This is a genomic window from Parapedobacter sp. ISTM3 (genome assembly GCF_016533505.1).
Lineage (GTDB): Bacteria > Bacteroidota > Bacteroidia > Sphingobacteriales > Sphingobacteriaceae > Parapedobacter > Parapedobacter luteus.
This window is the reverse complement of the sequence record NZ_JAENGN010000007.1, coordinates 254,782-272,028: the sequence shown is the minus strand read 5'-3', so window position 1 is coordinate 272,028 and position 17,247 is coordinate 254,782. Positions and strand designations below refer to the sequence as shown.

The following is a 17,247-nucleotide window of genomic DNA, read 5'->3' as shown; positions in this document are numbered from 1 at the left end:
GTACGCCCGCGCTTGGCCGGAAGCGACCCAATAGCTACCTTTGTACGATAAAGCCATGCTACCCCCTGGCTAAAGGAGAGGCCTTGATTATGATGACTGCCCGATTATTGTTGCTGTGTTGGTGCTGCCTGTGTGCGGAAGGCCTGCAGGCTGGTACAACCGCGGCCGTTGGCGGACTGCCCGACCCGCCGGTGTTCAGGCACCTGTCTTTCACCGACGGATTGGTGCAAAGCCCCGTCTCGGCCATGCTGCAGGACCGCAAAGGGTTCATCTGGATCGGCAACTGGAAGGGCCTCACACGGTACGACGGCTATACGTTCAAGAACTTCCGCAATGGCGAAGGACCCGACAGCACCATCAGCCGCGGGCGGGTGACCGCGCTGCACGAAGACCGCCAGGGCAGGCTGTGGGTGGCCACGGCCAATGGACTCAATGTGTATCATCCCACGACTGAATCGTTTGCCTACATCGGTGAGACCCACCTGAAAGGTGGCAAAAACTTTATCTCCGGAATCGTCGAAGACGCCGCGGGAAACTTCTGGGCGTCTACCTTCGCGGGGGTCTTTGCCGTGGACGACGTGGCCTACCGCCTGCGCGGAAAACCCCTGTTTGAAGGCACAGCGTACGGCCTGATCGTGGATCGGAAACATCGCCTGTGGGTGGGTACCACACACGGTGTGCGCCTCTTTGACCCGGCAAGCCGGCGCGAGCTGCCGCTGCCGCCCGCACTCCGGCACCACCCTGCGCTCCGGCATGCCAAGGTGCTGCTGATCAGGGAAGCTGCCGATGGCACCGTGTGGATAGGCACGGAGGAGGATGGCCTCATGCATTTCCAGCCGCAAAATGACGTGGTGGTTGATTACAATGAACACAACAGCGCCCTGACATCCAACATGATCCGCGACATGCTCTTTGACGGCGCAGGCCGGCTATGGGTGGGTACCCGTGGCGGCATCAGTGTGCTTGACCCCAAAACGGGCGCGTTTTCAAATTATACCCACGACCCCGAAAATGCGCATTCGCTCTACGACAATAGCGTATGGAGCCTGATGCGCGATCGCGACGGTAACCTCTGGGTGGGCACGTTTTCGGGTGGAATCAGCTACCTCACGCCCAATAATGCAAACTTCCAGCACATCGGCGGGCGCGAAGGGAGCAACGCGGGTTTCCATCACCGCACCGTGCATGCGATGGTGCCCGACGGGCCTGATGGCCTATGGGTAGCTACGTTTGGCGGCGGCCTGCACCACCTGGACCGCCGGACGGGCAGAATACGGCACTATGAGCTGCCGTGGGACGGCCGCGGACTGGCAAACCAGCACATCAAAAGCTTAGCCAAAGACGATACCGGACGGCTGTGGCTGGGCACGTTGAATGGCTTGTTTACCTTCGACCCAAAGTCCGGCGGTTTTGAATGGTTTCCCCTGCAGATCTCCCAGGGAAAGCTCAGCGCGCGGCTCATCAACTGCATCCTGCCCCTGCCCGAGGGCGTGTGGGTGGGGGCCAACGGCGATGGCTTGTACTTCATCCCCCATGACGGAAAGGCCATCAGGCACTTCCAGCGGCACGCCGACGGCTCCGGCCTGTCGGACAATTTTGTGAATGCCCTGCTGGCAGACGGCGGGGGCGGACTGTGGGTGGCTACGCAAAACGGGCTGGATCATATCCATCGCTCCAGTGGCACCGTGGGCAGGCGCTTTTACAAGCAGGCAGGCAACACACTGAAGAATAACAACTTCCATGCAATCACCCGCGATAGGCATGGCCGCCTGTGGGTGGGCACCGAGGGTGGCGGCATGTACTTTTTTGACCACAGGCAGGGTACTTTTTATCCATTGGACCATTCGCTCGGCCTTACCGACGATGTGGTGCACACCATACTTGAAGACCGAGACGGCCACTTGTGGGTGAGCACGGATGATGGCCTTTTTCAGGTGCGGATCAACCGCTTCAACCCGCCCTTCGCCCCCGGAGATCTCTCGGTGACTCACTATACGTCGCAGCAGGGGCTGGCGGGAGACATGTACCTGCCCAATGCGGGGTTTGTGGCGGCCGACGGCGAATTGTATTTCGGTGGAATAAACGGGCTCACGCACTTCGCGCCAGACCGCATTTACCGCAACAGCAACCCCCCGAGGCTGGTGTTTACCAACCTGCTGGTGCGAAATAAGCCCGTCATGGTAGACCCACAGGGTGGAGGCCCCCTGACAAAGAGCATCGCCGAGATAGACCACATCACGCTTACGCACCAGCAGAATTACATGGCCATCCAATACGCGGGGATCAACTACCTCAATCCGGAAAACAACACCTACGCCTATCAGCTGGAGGGGCTGGACGAACCGTCCGTATGGCATGAGGTGGGGCAGGAACGGATGGCCAGCTATACCAACCTCGCGCCGGGCGCGTATGTCTTCCGTGTAAGGGCGGCAAACAGTGACGGGGTGTGGAGCGCGCCGGCCAGCATCGGCATCACCGTGCTGCCTCCGCTCTGGAAAACCTGGTGGGCTTATCTGCTCTACGGCACCGGATTCCTTGTCATAGCCTCCTCCACGCTGTGGTATATCCGCAGTAAGGAGCTGCTCAGGCGCGACCTGCACCACGAACACCGGAAACTGGAGTTTTTTACCTACATATCGCACGAAATACGTACGCCCCTGACGCTGATCACCGCTCCGCTGGAGCGCATGGTAGCACGGGGGTCGGGCAATCCGGAGGTAGACGGGCAGCTGCAGCTGATGAGCACCAATGCCCACCGCCTCAAAAAGCTGGTGAATGAACTGCTGGACTTCCGGAAGATCGAAAACGGCAAGTTGAAGCTGTACTATTCGGAGGTAACGGTAAGTGCCCTGCTGCGCGAGGTGTACGGCGCTTTTGTGGGGCTCTGCGAGAGCAAGCAGGTAGCCGTGGAATGGGTGGATGCTTGCCCGGGGCTGGCCTGCTGGGCGGATGCCGACCAGCTCGAAAAGGTGTTCTCCAACCTGATGGACAATGCCATCAAGTTTGTAAACCCGGGCGGTAAGATAGCCGTACGCGTAGGCCGCAGGCGGGTGCGGGGCAAGGATTGGGTGGAAGTGACCGTGGCAAACCAGGGGCGGCCGGTGACCGACGGCGAGCGCAAGCTGTGGTTTGAGCCCTTCTGGCAATCGCCGAAAAATGAACGGCATGCGGTGGGAACGGGCATCGGACTGGCACTATCAAAGAAAATCGTAGAGCTGCACCACGGCGCCATTGACGTACAGCAGCGGGGCGGCTTCACCGAATGCATCGTGCGCCTGCCCGTCAACGGCCACCTCGTGACGGATGCCAACCGCCTGCCGGATGGGCTGGTGGAAGCGGCAAAAAGCCACCTCAACGACCGCCCCGATGCCGGCGAACCTGCCGGGCGGCGTCCTGCTGGCCACGGGAAGACGGTGCTGGTGGTGGATGACCATGCCGATATGCGGGCGTTTCTGCACAGCATCCTGTCCGGCCAGTACCGCGTGGTATGCGCACCGGACGGCGAAGCGGGCTGGGAGGCCGTGATGGCCCATATGCCAGACCTGGTCATCACCGACGTGATGATGCCCCGCACCGACGGGCTGGCCTTCTGCGACCGGGTCAAAACGGATGCGCGAACCGACCACATCCCGGTGGTCCTACTGACCGCGCGGACGATGGACGCACACCAGCTGGAAGGCTGGCAAAGCGGGGCCGACGGCTACCTCACCAAGCCGTTTAACCCGGATCTGCTGGAGCTGCAGGTCCGAAACCTCCTTGCCGCAAAGGACGCGCAGCGCCGCAAATACAGCGCCCAGCTGACGCTGGACCCACTGGGCGTAACCGCCGCTACCAGCGAAGAAAAGTTTATACGCAGGCTGCTGGACATCATTAATGCCCACCTCGACGACCCCGCCTTCGGCGTGCCCGAACTGGCCAGCGAAGTGGGCATGAGCAAAAGTGTGCTCTACGACAAGATGCGCGCCGTCACCAGCCTGTCCATCGCCAACTTCATCAAGGCGGTGCGCCTGCAGCAGGCGGCCGAACGATTCCGCAACGGACACCACAACATTGCCGAAACGGCGTTTGCCGTGGGCTTCAGCGACCGCAAATACTTCAGCAGGGAATTCCGCAAGCAATTCGGCGTCTCGCCTTCTGACTTTATCGCCGACCTGGCTGAAAACCCGTGAGATAAGGCCCCCCATACATTTTTACCCCCATTTCAGGAGGTTTTTCACCCCGGTATGCCGCGGTGGCGGCTTACTTTTGTCTCCACGTTATCCATTAACCAATTATGATGTGTATGATACCATACTTGTATTCTTATGTATTTCATCGCGCTGCGCGGTCCGCGCAGGTGCGCCTCGCCGGCTTGTTTTTGGTGGGGCTGCTTAGCCTGCCCGCCCTTGGCTTCGGGCAGGCGATTGCCATTACCGGCCGGGTAAGCGACGCATCCGGCGAGGTGCTGGCCGGCGTGAGCGTGGCCGTAAAGGGCGGCGGGGCACGTACCAGTACGGACGATGCGGGCCTATACCGCGTAGAAGTGCCCTCCGCAGATGCCGTGCTTATCTTCTCCTATGTCGGCTACCTCAGCCAGGAGGTGGACCTGGCCGGAAGGACCACCGTAAACGTGTCTATGGCTCCGGATAATACCAGCCTGGACGAAGTGGTCGTCGTCGGCTACGGCACGCAGAAGAAAAGTGACGTCACAGGGGCCGTGGTGTCGTTCAACGCCGAGCGGCTGCAGCTGCAGAGCATGCCCCAGACCACCATCACGCAGTCCTTGCAGGGCCGCATACCGGGCATGAACATCTCCACCACCTCGTCCAACGCCGAGGGCAACGGCAACAACATCCAGATACGGGGCCGCAATTCCATCACGGCGGGCAACGCCCCCCTGATCGTGGTGGATGGCATCCCCTATACCGACCAGCTTTCGGAGATCAACCCCAACGACATTGCGTCCATCGATGTGCTGAAGGATGCGTCGGCCGCCGCAATCTACGGCGCCCGCGCGGCCAACGGGGTCATCCTCGTGACCACCAAAAAGGGGACTACCGGCAAGCCGCGGATCAGCTATGATGGCTATTTCGGGCTCGACGATATTGCGCACCTGCCGGACATGATGGATGCCGAAAGCTTCTACCGCACCAAAGTGGGCCGGTACGGCGAAGGGGCGCTCACCCGCACCGAGATAGACGCCTATGCCCAGGGCGTGGATACCGACTGGATTGAGCTGGCCACCCGTACGGGTACGCGCCAGCAGCACGCCGTGTCCGTTTCGGGTGGTGCGGAAAATGTACGCTACTACGTGTCCGGCGGGTTCAACCAAGTGAAGGGCATCGCCATCAACGACGACTTCAGGCGCGTAAATGTGCGGGTAAACCTCGATGCCGACATCACCCCCTGGCTCAAGATCGGCACCAATACGCAGCTCGGCCATATAAGCCGCAACAACATGCCGGCAAGCTTCTCCGGGGCTTTTGACATGAACCCGCTGACGCTGCCCTACCAGGAGGATGGCACCTCCCTGCGGATATTCCCCTGGGTGGAGGATGAGTTTTTCAGCAATCCGCTGGAAGGATTCAACGTGCTGAAGGAAGATGGCACGCGCTCGGTCCTGTCCAACAATTTCCTGGAAGTGGATGTGCCCTTTGTGCCGGGCCTGTCATACCGCCTCAACACGGGCTATACGTATCGCTACCGCGGCGTGGAAACTTACTATGGCCGCAATACCCGCAGTGGCCTCCAGCAGGGCGGGGTGTCCGAAATCGACAACTGGGCCAATGAAGATTGGATCGTAGAAAATATTGTCAACTACAACCGCACCTTCGGAGACCATAACCTGTCGTTCACGGGGCTGTACTCGGCACAGAAACGGGTGAATAAAAACCACGACCTGAATGCCAACGGATTCCCCAGCGATATCATGAGCTACTACCAGAACGCGCTGGCTACCGTATGGCTGCCCAGCGACCAATACAATGCCCAGCAGTACCTATCGCAGATGGCCAGGCTGAACTATGCCTACCAGGGCCGTTACTTACTGACGCTCACCGCCCGGCGCGACGGGTACTCGGCCTTCGGCGAGGAAGCCAAGTTTGGCGTGTTCCCCTCGGTGGCCCTCGGCTGGAACCTCGACCAGGAACGTTTCCTGGACCCGCTGGCGTGGATAAACAGCCTTAAACTGCGCGTGTCGTACGGCGTAAATGGCAACCAGGCGATCAGCCCCTATGCCACCTTGCCGCAGCTGCAGCCCCAGCACTACCTCACCACGGATAAGCAGACGGCCGTAGGCTTCTACCCCTCCCGGCTGGGCGACCCGACCCTCGGCTGGGAAACCACACGGCAGGCAAACTTCGGGCTGGACTTCGGCGTGCTGAACAACCGCCTGACGGGTAGCATCGACTACTACCGGGCCAAAACCTCCGACCTCTTGCTCAACCGCTTGATATCGCCGGTAAACGGCACGCGCGGCCTTACGCAGAATATCGGCAGCACGAGCAACAATGGTATCGACCTCATGCTATCGGCCACGCCCATAGCCCGCGGCGACTTCAACTGGTCGGTGGATTTGAACCTCTCGCACTACAAAAACAAAATCGTGGATGTAGGCCTCTACGATGCTGCCGGCAACGCCATCGATGACGTGGGCAACCGCTGGTTCATCGGCCAGCCCGTCAGCGTCAACTTCAGCTATGTGTTTGACGGCATCTGGCAGGAAGGTGATGACTTCGCCAATTCGGCGCAGCCGGATGCGAAGCCCGGCGATGTGCGCGTACGGGATGTCAATGGCGACGGAACCATCAACGCCGATGACCGTACCATCATCGGGTCTACCGTGCCTTCGTATATCGCAGGATTGACCAACACCTTCCAGTATAAAAATTTTACGCTGAGTTTTTTCATCCGCACGGTGCAGGGCGTGACGCGCTTCAACGAAATGATGAATACCTTTTTCGATGGCCGTACCCGCACGATGCAACGCGAATTCTGGACACCCGAAAACCCCATCAATACCTTCCCGGCAAACCGCGATGATGCCAACCCGTTTGGCGTGAATTACTTCGGCAAACAAAACGATGCCAGCTTTATCCGGCTGAATGACGTGACCCTGCGCTACCGCCTGCCGGCCACGGTAATCGACCGCTGGGGGATGGACAACCTCGAAGTGTTCGTCAACGGGAAAAACCTCCTGACGATCACCGACTGGGAGGGGTTGGATCCGGAGTTGAGCGGACAGCGGGGAATGCCGCAGATGCGCACGTACCTGCTTGGGCTGCGGTTTGGATTTTAAACGATGACTGATTAGTTGAACCTTATGATATTCAAGCAAATGAAAAAATTTTCGATCGCCGCGATGGCTTCCATAGCCCTGCTGGGCGGGTGCAACGAAGCGGAGTTCCTGCGGGAAAACCCCAAAGATGCCATTTATGCGGAAAACCTGTTTGTAGATTACACGGGCTTCCGGATGGCCGTGAATGCCTTGCTGGATTTTCCCCGGCAGGAACGGGCAGACATGATCCAATCGGCCGAACTGGGCACCGTATGGAAGATCGGCGTGGATAACGGATGGGCAAATACCGAGCTCTCCTGGACGCGCGGGCTGAGCCGCTATTCGGTAGACCTCAACCCCGAAATGCAGCTCATCAACCGCGATACCGAAGGCCGCGACGGCCTCTTCCTCATCCTCTACCGTGCCATCAGCTCGGCCAATACGATCATCTCCCGGGCTGAAAACGCGGCGGTGGACTGGCAGGGGGCTTCGCCGCAGCAAGCCGAGGCCAACAAAAGCCTGATCGTGGCACACGCCCGGCTCATCCGCGCCTGGGCATACCGCCACCTGGCCCTTACCTTCGGTGCCGTGCCGCTGAATACGGAAGAGATCAATGGGCTCACCTACCGCAACGACTGGCAACGCAACTCCGTGGAAGAAATCCAGGCGCAGATCCTGGAAGACCTCACGTTTGCCGAAGCCCACCTGCCGGAGCACTCCACCGACGTGCTGGTGCTGCCGCGCGCGGTGGCGCAGCATTACCTGGCCGAGCTGCACCTCTGGATGGGCAATCCGGCGCTGGCCGAGGAAGCGGCGCTGCGCGTGGCCCAAAACCCCAACTATGCCCTCATCACCGAGCGCTATGGCGTGCGGCGGCAGGAGCCGGGCGTGCCGTTTATGGATCAGTTCCATCAGGGCAATGTGCTGCCCAGCCAAGGGAATACCGAGGCCCTCTGGGTGTTTCCCAACTCGGATGTAATCGACTACCTCGGTGCCCGCGCCAACTCCATGCGGCGGTCCTGGACGCCAAACTACAGCGCCTATGCGCCTTATACGCCCGAAAACGGCGGACGGGGCATCGGCCGCCTCGCCATCACCGCCTGGGCTTTCTCCATCTATGAGCCGCAGGACGACCGCTTCAGCGAATTTGCCGTGCGCAAAGCGTACACCGGCTACGACGGCGAAACCATCGAAACCACCATGGCACCGGAAGACATGGCCATCAACAACAACCGCTGGGCAAGTACGCGCAAGTGGGACTGGACCTATACCGACCCCGACCTGTGGAATGCGACGCACTCATTCAACGACCAGCCTTACCTGCGCCTGGCGGAAACCTACCTGCTGCTGGCAGAGGCACAGCTGGCGCTCGGCAAGACGGCGGACGCCGCCACCTGGATCAACCGGGTACGCCAGCGCTCCAATGCTTCACCCATCGAAGCGGGAGCGGTGACACTGGATTTTATCCTCGATGAGCGCTCACGCGAGCTGATCACCGAGGAACACCGCCGCGAAACGCTCGTGCGCACCGGCACGCTGGTGGAACGTACCCGGCGGCATAATCCCATTGCGGGCAACATCCAGGACTTCCACACGCTGCTGCCGATACCGCGCTACGTGATAGACGCCAATACCGGACGCCGGATGGAACAAAACCCCGGATATTGATTACCGATATAGCAAACACCGGATAAATTAGAACCACCCATGCGTTACATCCGCTTCAGCTGCTTATTTTTCTGTAGCCTGTTTTCTTTGCTGAACGCCCTCGGGCAGCCCGCCGCGTCCGACATCATCCAGCATCCGCTGGGGCGCCACGTGATCGGCCTCCACGGCAACTGGCATTACATCGTCGACCCGTACGAAATGGGATACGACGATTACCGCCGCGAGCCGTTCGAAAACTTGCCGTCCGGCAGGGGCGGGTTTTATGACGACAGGCTACCGAAAGACAAAACAGAACTGGTGGAATATAAGTTTGATACGACGATATGGAAGCTGCCTATTAACTGATGTTTTTTACCACTATTCACCTTAGACAATGATGGAAAGATACTTGCACGGCCTCCTGGGGCTCTCACTCCTGATTTTTGCCTGCGCAAAAGAAGTTGACTTCACGCCCCATGCCGGCGAAAACGATACAGACCCGGTTGAAATGGATATTGACACGGCGCTGAAGACCCTTTCGCCCTACCCTTTCGGCGCTGCGGTAAACGTGGGCCTCTTGAAAAACAACCCCAATTACCGCAACCTGGTGATCCGCGAGTTCAACAGCCTCACGCCCGAAAATGCCATGAAACTGCACTTCCTGCGCCGCGAAAGCAGCGCGTTTGACTGGGCGGATGCCGACTACCTGGTCGACTTTGCAGAGGAGCATGGCATGCGGGTGCATGGCCATACGCTGATCTGGTACAAAAATATACCGGACTGGCTGGCCGATTTCGAAGGCGACTCGGCAGCTTGGGAAGCGGTGTTTAAAACGCACATCCAGACCGTAGTGGGCCGCTATAAGGGGCGCGTGGGATCGTGGGATGTGGTCAATGAAGCGCTGGACAACGATGGCCATGGCCTTCGCGAATCGATATGGCTTGAAAAACTCGGGCCGGGATACATCGGCCGCGCATTTGAGTATGCCCATGAGGCTGACCCCGATGCGCTCTTGTTTTACAACGACTATGGCAACGAGTACGGCCCGACCAAGCGCAACGCCATCATTGACCTGGTAAACGGCCTGAAAGCGGCCGGGGTGCCTATCCATGGCGTGGGGATGCAGATGCACACCCGGTATAACCGCGAAGATCACTTCCACACCGCGGCCATCGAGTCTACCGCGGCAGCTACAGGGCTGTTGGTGCACATTGCCGAGCTGGACATCGCGATGAATCCCGCCAATGACCCCAGCCTCACCTTTACGGCCGAACTTGCGGAGCGCCAGAAACAGGCGTATCAGCACATCGTTTCGACGTTTACGGGCTTACCCCGGGCGCAGCGCTTCGGAATCACGACGTGGAACGTCACCGATGCCGACAGCTGGATACCCGGCACGTACAACAGACCGGACTGGCCTTTGCCTTTTGACAGTGCTTACACGCGCAAGCCGGCGTATGATGGTATCCTGGCAGGGTTTGACGACTGATCGTAAACGGCTACAGCGTACGCACGGGCATTGTAAAGCACCAATCAACCGCGCGGCCTGCGCCGCCATGGGCGTGAACATATCGTGGCCAAAATACGCAGCACACCCGAATGTGTCGCAGCCGTGGCCCTTGACAGCCAATAATGCAGCTGGCCATGGCCAGCTGCATTGCTCATTGGTTGCTAATCAGCAGCGGCCCGCTACTTGCCGAAGTGTTTATCGGCAAAATCCAGGAAGCGCAACCAGTCGTACAGGGTCACATCGTGTTTGCCTGCGCGTATGTGATAGCCGATGTCATTCATGATCGGCGCATGCAGGCCCGGCATTTCGCTGGATTCCAATCCTTTAAGCCCATACAGGTGGTACACCGGACTGGCATGGTAAGCGGCCAGGTATTCGCCCTTGGGGTCTGCCCACCTGTCTTCCACGGCGCTCGCTACATAGACTGCCCGCGGGGCTACCAATGCGATTAATTGATGCTGATCGAACGGCCGCTCCTGCTCCTTACCCCGGTATTGATTAAAAGCAGGGCAAAACCATGCCGGTTGGATGCTGCTCACCCGGGCGATGCTCTCCCCGTATTCGCGCCGCGACAGGGCGGCACCGCCTTCACCGGAGTCGTTGGAAATCACCACCTTAAACCGAGTGTCCTGCACACCTGCCCATAAGGCGGCTTTGCCTTGCCTGGAGTGGCCCATGATCGCAATTTTGCCCGTATCAACGCGCGGTTCGGCGGCAAGATAATCGGCGATGCGGCTGGATCCCCACGCCCAGGCGCCGATAGCCTGCCATTCATCCGGTGCTTCGGGCGCCGCGCCGTAGCCCTTGAACAGGGATACCACGCTGTGGTCCTTCAGGCCGGGTTTGTCAGGAAAAATATCATGATAGCACATCGTAGCCACCGCATACCCGCGGTCGATGATGTCTTCGTAAGGCCACCTGCTTGCCTGGCAGCCGCGTTCCCAATCGGGGTGCCCCGGCTCCTTCACCAAGGCGAAGTTGTCTGAATACAGAATGGTGGTATCGGTCATTGTGCTATGGTTGCCCTTGAAGTTATAACCGACAAACACGGGAACTTTTGCCGTGGCGTTGTTCGGTATCACCAGCAGCAACAGCGTCTCGAGCTTCTTCTGGCCATTGCTGAAAATAAGTTTTACCTGCTTGCTCGTAGCCTTGCCTCCCAATGCCGCTGCATTTTCGGTCAGCAGTTCGTAGCTTACGCCAACGCCCGCATCATCGGGCGTACGGCCGTACATCTGCGACGCGAAAAGTTCCAGCAATTCTGGCCGCCGCAGTTGTTCCCATTGGCGCGCAGTGGTAATGGTCTTGCCTGCTGAAGTGACCAGGAGTTCGGGGAGCACGTAATCGGGCACCTTCGACTCGTCGTAGTTGATTTGGTCTTGCTGGGCTTGCAATGTAGCACAAGTTAGCATGCTTATAAGCATTGCGATTACATTCGTTTTCATTCGTAAATACATCTAAATCAAAAGTGAAGCCGTGAACAACGTCACGGCTTGTAAATTACACATTTTAAGGCGCCAAATCCAGCCGTGCTGCAGGCACGTTGTTCTCGGCACCCGGATAACCGATATTTTGATTGATCACCCCCTTCGTATTGGCATTAATTGCCGCCGCGGGAACCGGCCATAAGATGTGGTGTACACTGAGTTTATACTCCGCCCATCGATGCTTGATGCCTTTGTTGTAAAAATTGTTTTTGGAGATCACCCAGTCATAATAGAAATTATATCCCTCCTGCTTGACATTGGACCCTGCACCACCAGGCCCGGATAGCCGATCCAAGGAATAGGTACGACCGAAATATTCGCACACCTTACCGGTTTTTGCGTAGGTATAGGCAATGCGTGTCAGCTCGATGTGCCTGTTTTCTTCGAAATAGAGCTCCCTTGCCCGTTCATCCACAATGGCTCCGATATGAACGTCTCCTGCGGTCAAGGCATCCGCGCCGGCACGCCGCCGGACAATGTTGAGCGCCTCGGCGGCCAATGCGTTTTCGCCCTTCCAATAATGAGCTTCGGCGATCAACAGGTAAACTTCTGCCGACCGGTAAATATACATCGGCGTTTCCCCGCCCCAATACCAATCCGCGGACAATGGATCAGGCACAAAGGTCTTAAAATGGGGCCATTGGTACCAAGCCCGGATGGAATCTTCAACGGACATCGCCGGATTCTTAATCAGGTGCTGCCCATAGTACGGGTTGCCGCGGCTCTTCAATGCCGGATCATTGTACCAAAGATCGGCCGGGCTTATCCAGCTGTCTCGGTTGTACACCCCGCGCATATCCCCGCGCTCCTTGTCCGTCCATAGCGTATATTGGTAATAGTTGGTAGAGCGGGCTCTCCCTATGCCGCGTCCGTAGGTGGTGTTGATGTCGTACTGGGGCTCTACGTTGGGTGTGTAGACAATACCGGTAGCACCGTCGGGGGTAGTCACCCCTATGATACGCGGCAGCAGTTGACGCATGAGCTGGGACCTCACCGAACCTTGAACACCGGGATACGAAACGATATACATAAGCCCTTCGGTATTCGATGCGTCAAGCTTGGCCTCCACCGAATGCAGGTCATGCATCAAATTGGTGTTGGGCTTGGTCGCATTGGACGTAAACCGCTGGGTCATCAACGGATGTGAAGCCACTATCTCCCGGCCGATCGAAATGGCTTGATCAAATTCGCCCAGGGCAATGTTTATTTTGATTAACAGCGTGCCGATGGCACTTTTGCTGACGCGCCCGCGATCGACGGCGTCGGGTACTACCGTGTAGGCCCATTCAAGCTGTTGCTTGAGGAATGCCAGAATATCCCACCGGTCGGTGGTATAATAATCGGTACGCGCTTCGGTGACTTCATTGGAGATAAACGGTACGTCACCAAACTGATGCACCAGCTTGTAATACCAATACGCCCGGTGGAAATAAGCTTGCCCAAGGATGCGGTCGCGTTCTGCATCACTTCCAAAAACTCCCTGGTCGATACGGGATATAATGATATTCGCATACTGGATTGCTTTGTAGCCGTTGGTCCAGTACCAGCCCACGCGCGTGAAATCGGTATTGTTTAAATTGGCATCGGGCAGGAGCGAAATGTCGATATCCATTTGTGGCCCGGCTTTGTCAGTAGTGCCTTCTACGGCGATATCCGAAAGTATCATTTCGGTAAGTGCCGCCATGCCATCGCCATTATATTCGCTGAACATCACCTTTTCGCAAGCTGCAAGTGCAGATTCAAACCCCTGCGCATCAACGAAGGTGTTTTCTGGCGTGTAGAAAGATAGTGGATTGGGATCCAACCAATCTTTGTTGCATCCGGTCAACAATGTCAATCCGGCTATCGACGTGACAGCGTATCGCTTTATCTTATTATATGTGATCATATGAGCTTTGACTAAATCGGTAAATTATAAGGTAATGTTCACACCAAAATTAAAATTGCGGGGAGTAATTGAGCCGTTTTCCGGATCCCAGAAGGTCCAATGCGGAGAAAATACCGCCGCATTCTGCAGGCTCGCCGAAAGCTGCAGTCCCTGGATTTTATAGGGCAGCAGCAGTTGTGCCGGAAACTGGTACGACAAAACAACGCTCTCCAGACGCACGAACGACTTGTTTACCCAATTTGTGCCGACATTTTTCGATCCTATCCGGGCATAATCGTTGATCGGGTTGGTACTGGTCCACCGCGGAAACGCATAGTCCGAAGTACGGTCCGGAAAGGAGTACGAATTTGCCGCACGCTGGAATTCGCCGTAGTAATTTAGATTCGAGTAGATCATCACAGACAACGAAAACCCTTTGTGCCTCAAGTCATTCCGCAAAGAAAGCCGTGCCCGTGGGGTTTTATAGCCCTGAAACACTTTATCCTCATTATTCAGCAGCCCATCGCCGTTCTGGTCTATGTATTTGAAATCACCCGGCTGTAGCCCGTATTTTGCTGCTTCGGCCTCTTCACCCAGCTGCCACACCCCGGCCCGCTCGTATGACCAAATGCGATCCGGATCTTGGCCGATAAACCAGCCGTTTACTTCGTCGTTGGATTCGCGCTGGCCAATGACCTGCCCCGATGCGTCCACGACGTTTATCATGTCGCCATAGAGCGACTTGATCGTCCGCCGGTTCAATGAAAAATTGGCCGTGGCATTCCAGCCCAGTTGTTCGCGCTGGATAATCCCTGCCGTTAGGGACACCTCCAACCCTTTGTTGCGCAGTCTGCCCAGGTTGCTGGTGACTTTTCCGTAGCCCGTGACATCAGGCAGCAAACGATCTACCAGCAAGTCGTGTGTGGTAGCCAAATAGCCTTCCACCGAACCGCTGACCCGGTTGTTCAGCAGCCCAAAGTCCAGCCCGATATTGTGCGAGGCGCTCCGCTCCCATTTCAGATCGTAATTGGCCATGGTCTCCACATAGATCTGCGAAGTCGTATAGACATTGCCCGATTGGTCGATATAGGGTACCAAACCCGATAGCATCTGTGCCAAGGCTGCATATTGGCCGATCTCCCGGTTGCCATTCTCACCCCACGAGTAGCGCAGCTTGCCATAGTTGAGCCAGTTCACCGCGGGGAAAAATGGTTCATCAGTAAATGTCCATCCTAACGCCAACGCCGGAAACATGGCTCTCGGGTTGCGCTTGCCGAATGCCGAATAGCCATCGCGCCGTATGGATGCGGTCAGCATATAACGTCCTTTCAGCGAATAAAACAGGCGGCCCATCAAGGCATCGCCGGTCTTATAAGTGTCGTTACTGGACACCGTGTTGATGGATCCGGCCTGCAAACGGTGGAAGCCCAACAGGTCGTTTGGCGAAAATCCCTGAGCGTTCGCGATCGAAGACCAGTACTGCCCTTTTTCAGCATTGGCCAAGAGGGTCACCTCGACGTTGTGGATATCGGCAAACTCCCTCCTCCAGCGCAGAATGTTGTCCAACTGCCAGCTGAACGTTTTGGTGTGCTGCCGGCTGGCTGACCCTCCGATTGAGGCCCAACGGTCTCCTTTTGACGAGTAATGGTTATAATATTCCGACCATTCGTAACGCGGCGTAAAGTTGAGGTTATACTCAATGCCGAAAGGCAGGTATACCCGCGCAAACAGCGTGGCAATGACATTCTGGCGCCTATCGATACGGTGTGTATATAGATTGTCGTAAAATGGATTGATGGGGTCCAGCCCGGTCGGACGGCGCTGGAACGCGCTGTTCGGATCGTCGAGGTTGTTTGAGCCGTATGGCGAAATCATCGTCATCTGCTCCCAATCTGATTTCAAAAACCCTTCGTTTCGTGAGGCGAACTGTGCATTGACCCCGGTGGTAAGGAATGAGGTGATTTTGGATTCGACATTGGCCCGAGCACGAATATTTTTAAACCGGTCTCCCGTGATTACCCCTTCACGGTCTGTATAACCCAGAGAAAAGTACTGGGAGACATACTCAGACGCATTCGAAATATTAAGGCTATAGTCCTGCTGTAGCGCACGTTGGAATACGAGGTCGTCCCATCGGGTGATCGTGTTGGAAAAATAATTGTCAATTTCTGGCGAAGTCAGGTTTAAGCGCGACAGCCATTTGGTCACCAGCTGTTCGTGGGTTACATTGGCTACCGGCGTGCTTTGATCGTAGTTATACCAGTCCAGTTGGTTGAGCCCCACCAGTTCATCCGGATTGACAAACATCTGCGGGTATTGGGCAAGGTAATCGTCTGAGAACCGGCCTTCGTTATAATCTTGGCGAAATTTAAGGAAACCTGCGGGATCCAGTATGTCGGGCTGATTTGCCGAAGTGGCAAAACCGGTGTTGCTGACCAGGTTGATCAAGGGCTTACCCTGTTTACCACGTTTGGTCGTCACCACAATCACGCCATTGGATGATCTGGAACCATATACAGCGGCGGCGCTTGCGTCTTTAAGGATGTCAATCGTGGCGATGTCATTGGGATTGATATCGGCCAGCACCCCTTCGTAAATGACGTTGTCCAGGACAATTAGCGGGCTGTTGCTTGCGGTCAACGTGCCGTTGCCACGTATCGACAAGGAGGCCTCGGCTTTCGCGTCCGTACCAACGCCGACGTTTAGTCCCGGTGCATTTGCCCGCAGCAAATCTTCCACGTTGCGCGGTCCCTGTGAAGCCAGTTCGGCAGCTTTGATACTGGAAACGGCTCCCGTTAAATCCCTTTTCTTAGCGGTACCGTACCCGATCACCACCACATCATCCAACAGCTGTACATCTTCTTGCAACGTGATGTCAATCACCGGCGTCGCGCCCACCGCAACTTCTTGCGCGATATATCCGACATAGGTAAACACCAAGGTGGCTCCCTGCTGTACGCTTTCGATTTGGTACCGGCCATTTTGGTCGGTAACGGTGCTGATGTTGGTTCCTTTTACGGCTACGTTTACGCCGGCCAAAGGCACCCCGTCCGCTTGTACCGTACCCGAAACCGCCGACTGAAGCACTTTTCCAAGTGAGTTTAGCTGCGATAAAGGCGACAAGACAATATGGTGGTCAACTACTTTGTAGGAAATCTGCGTACCGGCAAATAATTCGGCAAGGACCTGATTCAGCGGTTCGTTTCGCAATGATAACGTTCGCTTCTCCTCGGCGCTGATTTCCTTGTGGTTATAGAAAAACAGATAGGGCGTCTGTTTTTCTATCGCTTTCAAGATATCGCTGATGCTCGTGGCTGTTACATTCAGGGTTACACGCTCTTTCTGCGCGTATACCTCCTTGCCACTTAATACCAATGAACAGATTGTAATTAAGGTAATGGTCAGTTTCATATATATTACCAGGCGTATAATTGGATTTTGTAAGGCAATACAGGTCACATATGAATTGTTCTTCATACTT

At 56.7% G+C, this 17,247-nt stretch carries 8 protein-coding genes; 5 read left to right on the top strand and 3 right to left on the bottom strand.

Annotated elements, in window-relative coordinates; translation table 11 throughout:
- Positions 1-89: 89 nt before the first annotated feature.
- The 5 genes from JHJ32_RS12055 to JHJ32_RS12035 all read left to right on the top strand — a co-directional run bounded on the left by JHJ32_RS12055 (position 90) and on the right by JHJ32_RS12035 (position 10,391).
- Positions 90-4,169, top strand: a complete 4,080-nt coding sequence (locus JHJ32_RS12055; RefSeq protein ID WP_200121110.1) for a hybrid sensor histidine kinase/response regulator transcription factor — start codon at positions 90-92, stop codon at positions 4,167-4,169.
- A 113-nt stretch (positions 4,170-4,282) separates the two neighbouring features.
- Positions 4,283-7,276: a TonB-dependent receptor gene (locus JHJ32_RS12050; RefSeq protein WP_200121109.1), complete on the top strand. Its 2,994-nt coding sequence runs from the start codon at positions 4,283-4,285 to the stop codon at positions 7,274-7,276.
- Positions 7,277-7,300: 24 nt separating this feature from the next.
- Positions 7,301-8,923, top strand: a complete 1,623-nt coding sequence (locus JHJ32_RS12045; RefSeq protein WP_233632619.1) for a RagB/SusD family nutrient uptake outer membrane protein — start codon at positions 7,301-7,303, stop codon at positions 8,921-8,923.
- Between the two features lie 39 nt (positions 8,924-8,962).
- Entirely contained in the window at positions 8,963-9,268 is a 306-nt protein-coding gene (locus JHJ32_RS12040; protein ID WP_200121108.1) for a hypothetical protein, read from the top strand.
- Positions 9,269-9,296: 28 nt separating this feature from the next.
- Positions 9,297-10,391, top strand: a complete 1,095-nt coding sequence (locus JHJ32_RS12035) for an endo-1,4-beta-xylanase (protein ID WP_200121107.1) — start codon at positions 9,297-9,299, stop codon at positions 10,389-10,391.
- Between the two features lie 200 nt (positions 10,392-10,591).
- Here JHJ32_RS12035 and JHJ32_RS12030 read toward each other — a convergent pair whose 3' ends face one another.
- From JHJ32_RS12030 to JHJ32_RS12020, 3 genes are all read right to left on the bottom strand, one after another.
- Positions 10,592-11,857 (bottom strand): acetylxylan esterase, encoded by a 1,266-nt coding sequence (locus JHJ32_RS12030; RefSeq protein ID WP_200121106.1) that lies wholly within the window; start codon positions 11,855-11,857, stop codon positions 10,592-10,594.
- A 64-nt stretch (positions 11,858-11,921) separates the two neighbouring features.
- Positions 11,922-13,787 carry a RagB/SusD family nutrient uptake outer membrane protein gene (locus tag JHJ32_RS12025; protein ID WP_079717055.1) on the bottom strand — a complete coding sequence of 622 codons (1,866 nt, stop codon included), beginning with the start codon at positions 13,785-13,787 and terminating at the stop codon, positions 11,922-11,924.
- A gap of 24 nt (positions 13,788-13,811) precedes the next feature.
- Positions 13,812-17,243, bottom strand: a complete 3,432-nt coding sequence (locus JHJ32_RS12020) for a SusC/RagA family TonB-linked outer membrane protein (protein WP_200121105.1) — start codon at positions 17,241-17,243, stop codon at positions 13,812-13,814.
- Positions 17,244-17,247: the final 4 nt, after the last annotated feature.

Excerpts from the sequence above, each read along its gene's own strand:
- JHJ32_RS12045 (WP_233632619.1), top strand. The coding sequence starts at position 7,301 with ATGATATTCAAGCAAATGAAAAAATTTTCGATCGCCGCGATGGCTTCC.
- JHJ32_RS12025 (WP_079717055.1), bottom strand. The coding sequence starts at position 13,787 with ATGATCACATATAATAAGATAAAGCGATACGCTGTCACGTCGATAGCC.
- JHJ32_RS12035 (WP_200121107.1), top strand. The coding sequence starts at position 9,297 with ATGATGGAAAGATACTTGCACGGCCTCCTGGGGCTCTCACTCCTGATT.
- JHJ32_RS12030 (WP_200121106.1), bottom strand. The coding sequence starts at position 11,857 with ATGAAAACGAATGTAATCGCAATGCTTATAAGCATGCTAACTTGTGCT.
- JHJ32_RS12050 (WP_200121109.1), top strand. The coding sequence starts at position 4,283 with ATGATACCATACTTGTATTCTTATGTATTTCATCGCGCTGCGCGGTCC.
- JHJ32_RS12040 (WP_200121108.1), top strand. The coding sequence starts at position 8,963 with ATGCGTTACATCCGCTTCAGCTGCTTATTTTTCTGTAGCCTGTTTTCT.
- JHJ32_RS12020 (WP_200121105.1), bottom strand. The coding sequence starts at position 17,243 with ATGAAGAACAATTCATATGTGACCTGTATTGCCTTACAAAATCCAATT.
- JHJ32_RS12055 (WP_200121110.1), top strand. The coding sequence starts at position 90 with ATGATGACTGCCCGATTATTGTTGCTGTGTTGGTGCTGCCTGTGTGCG.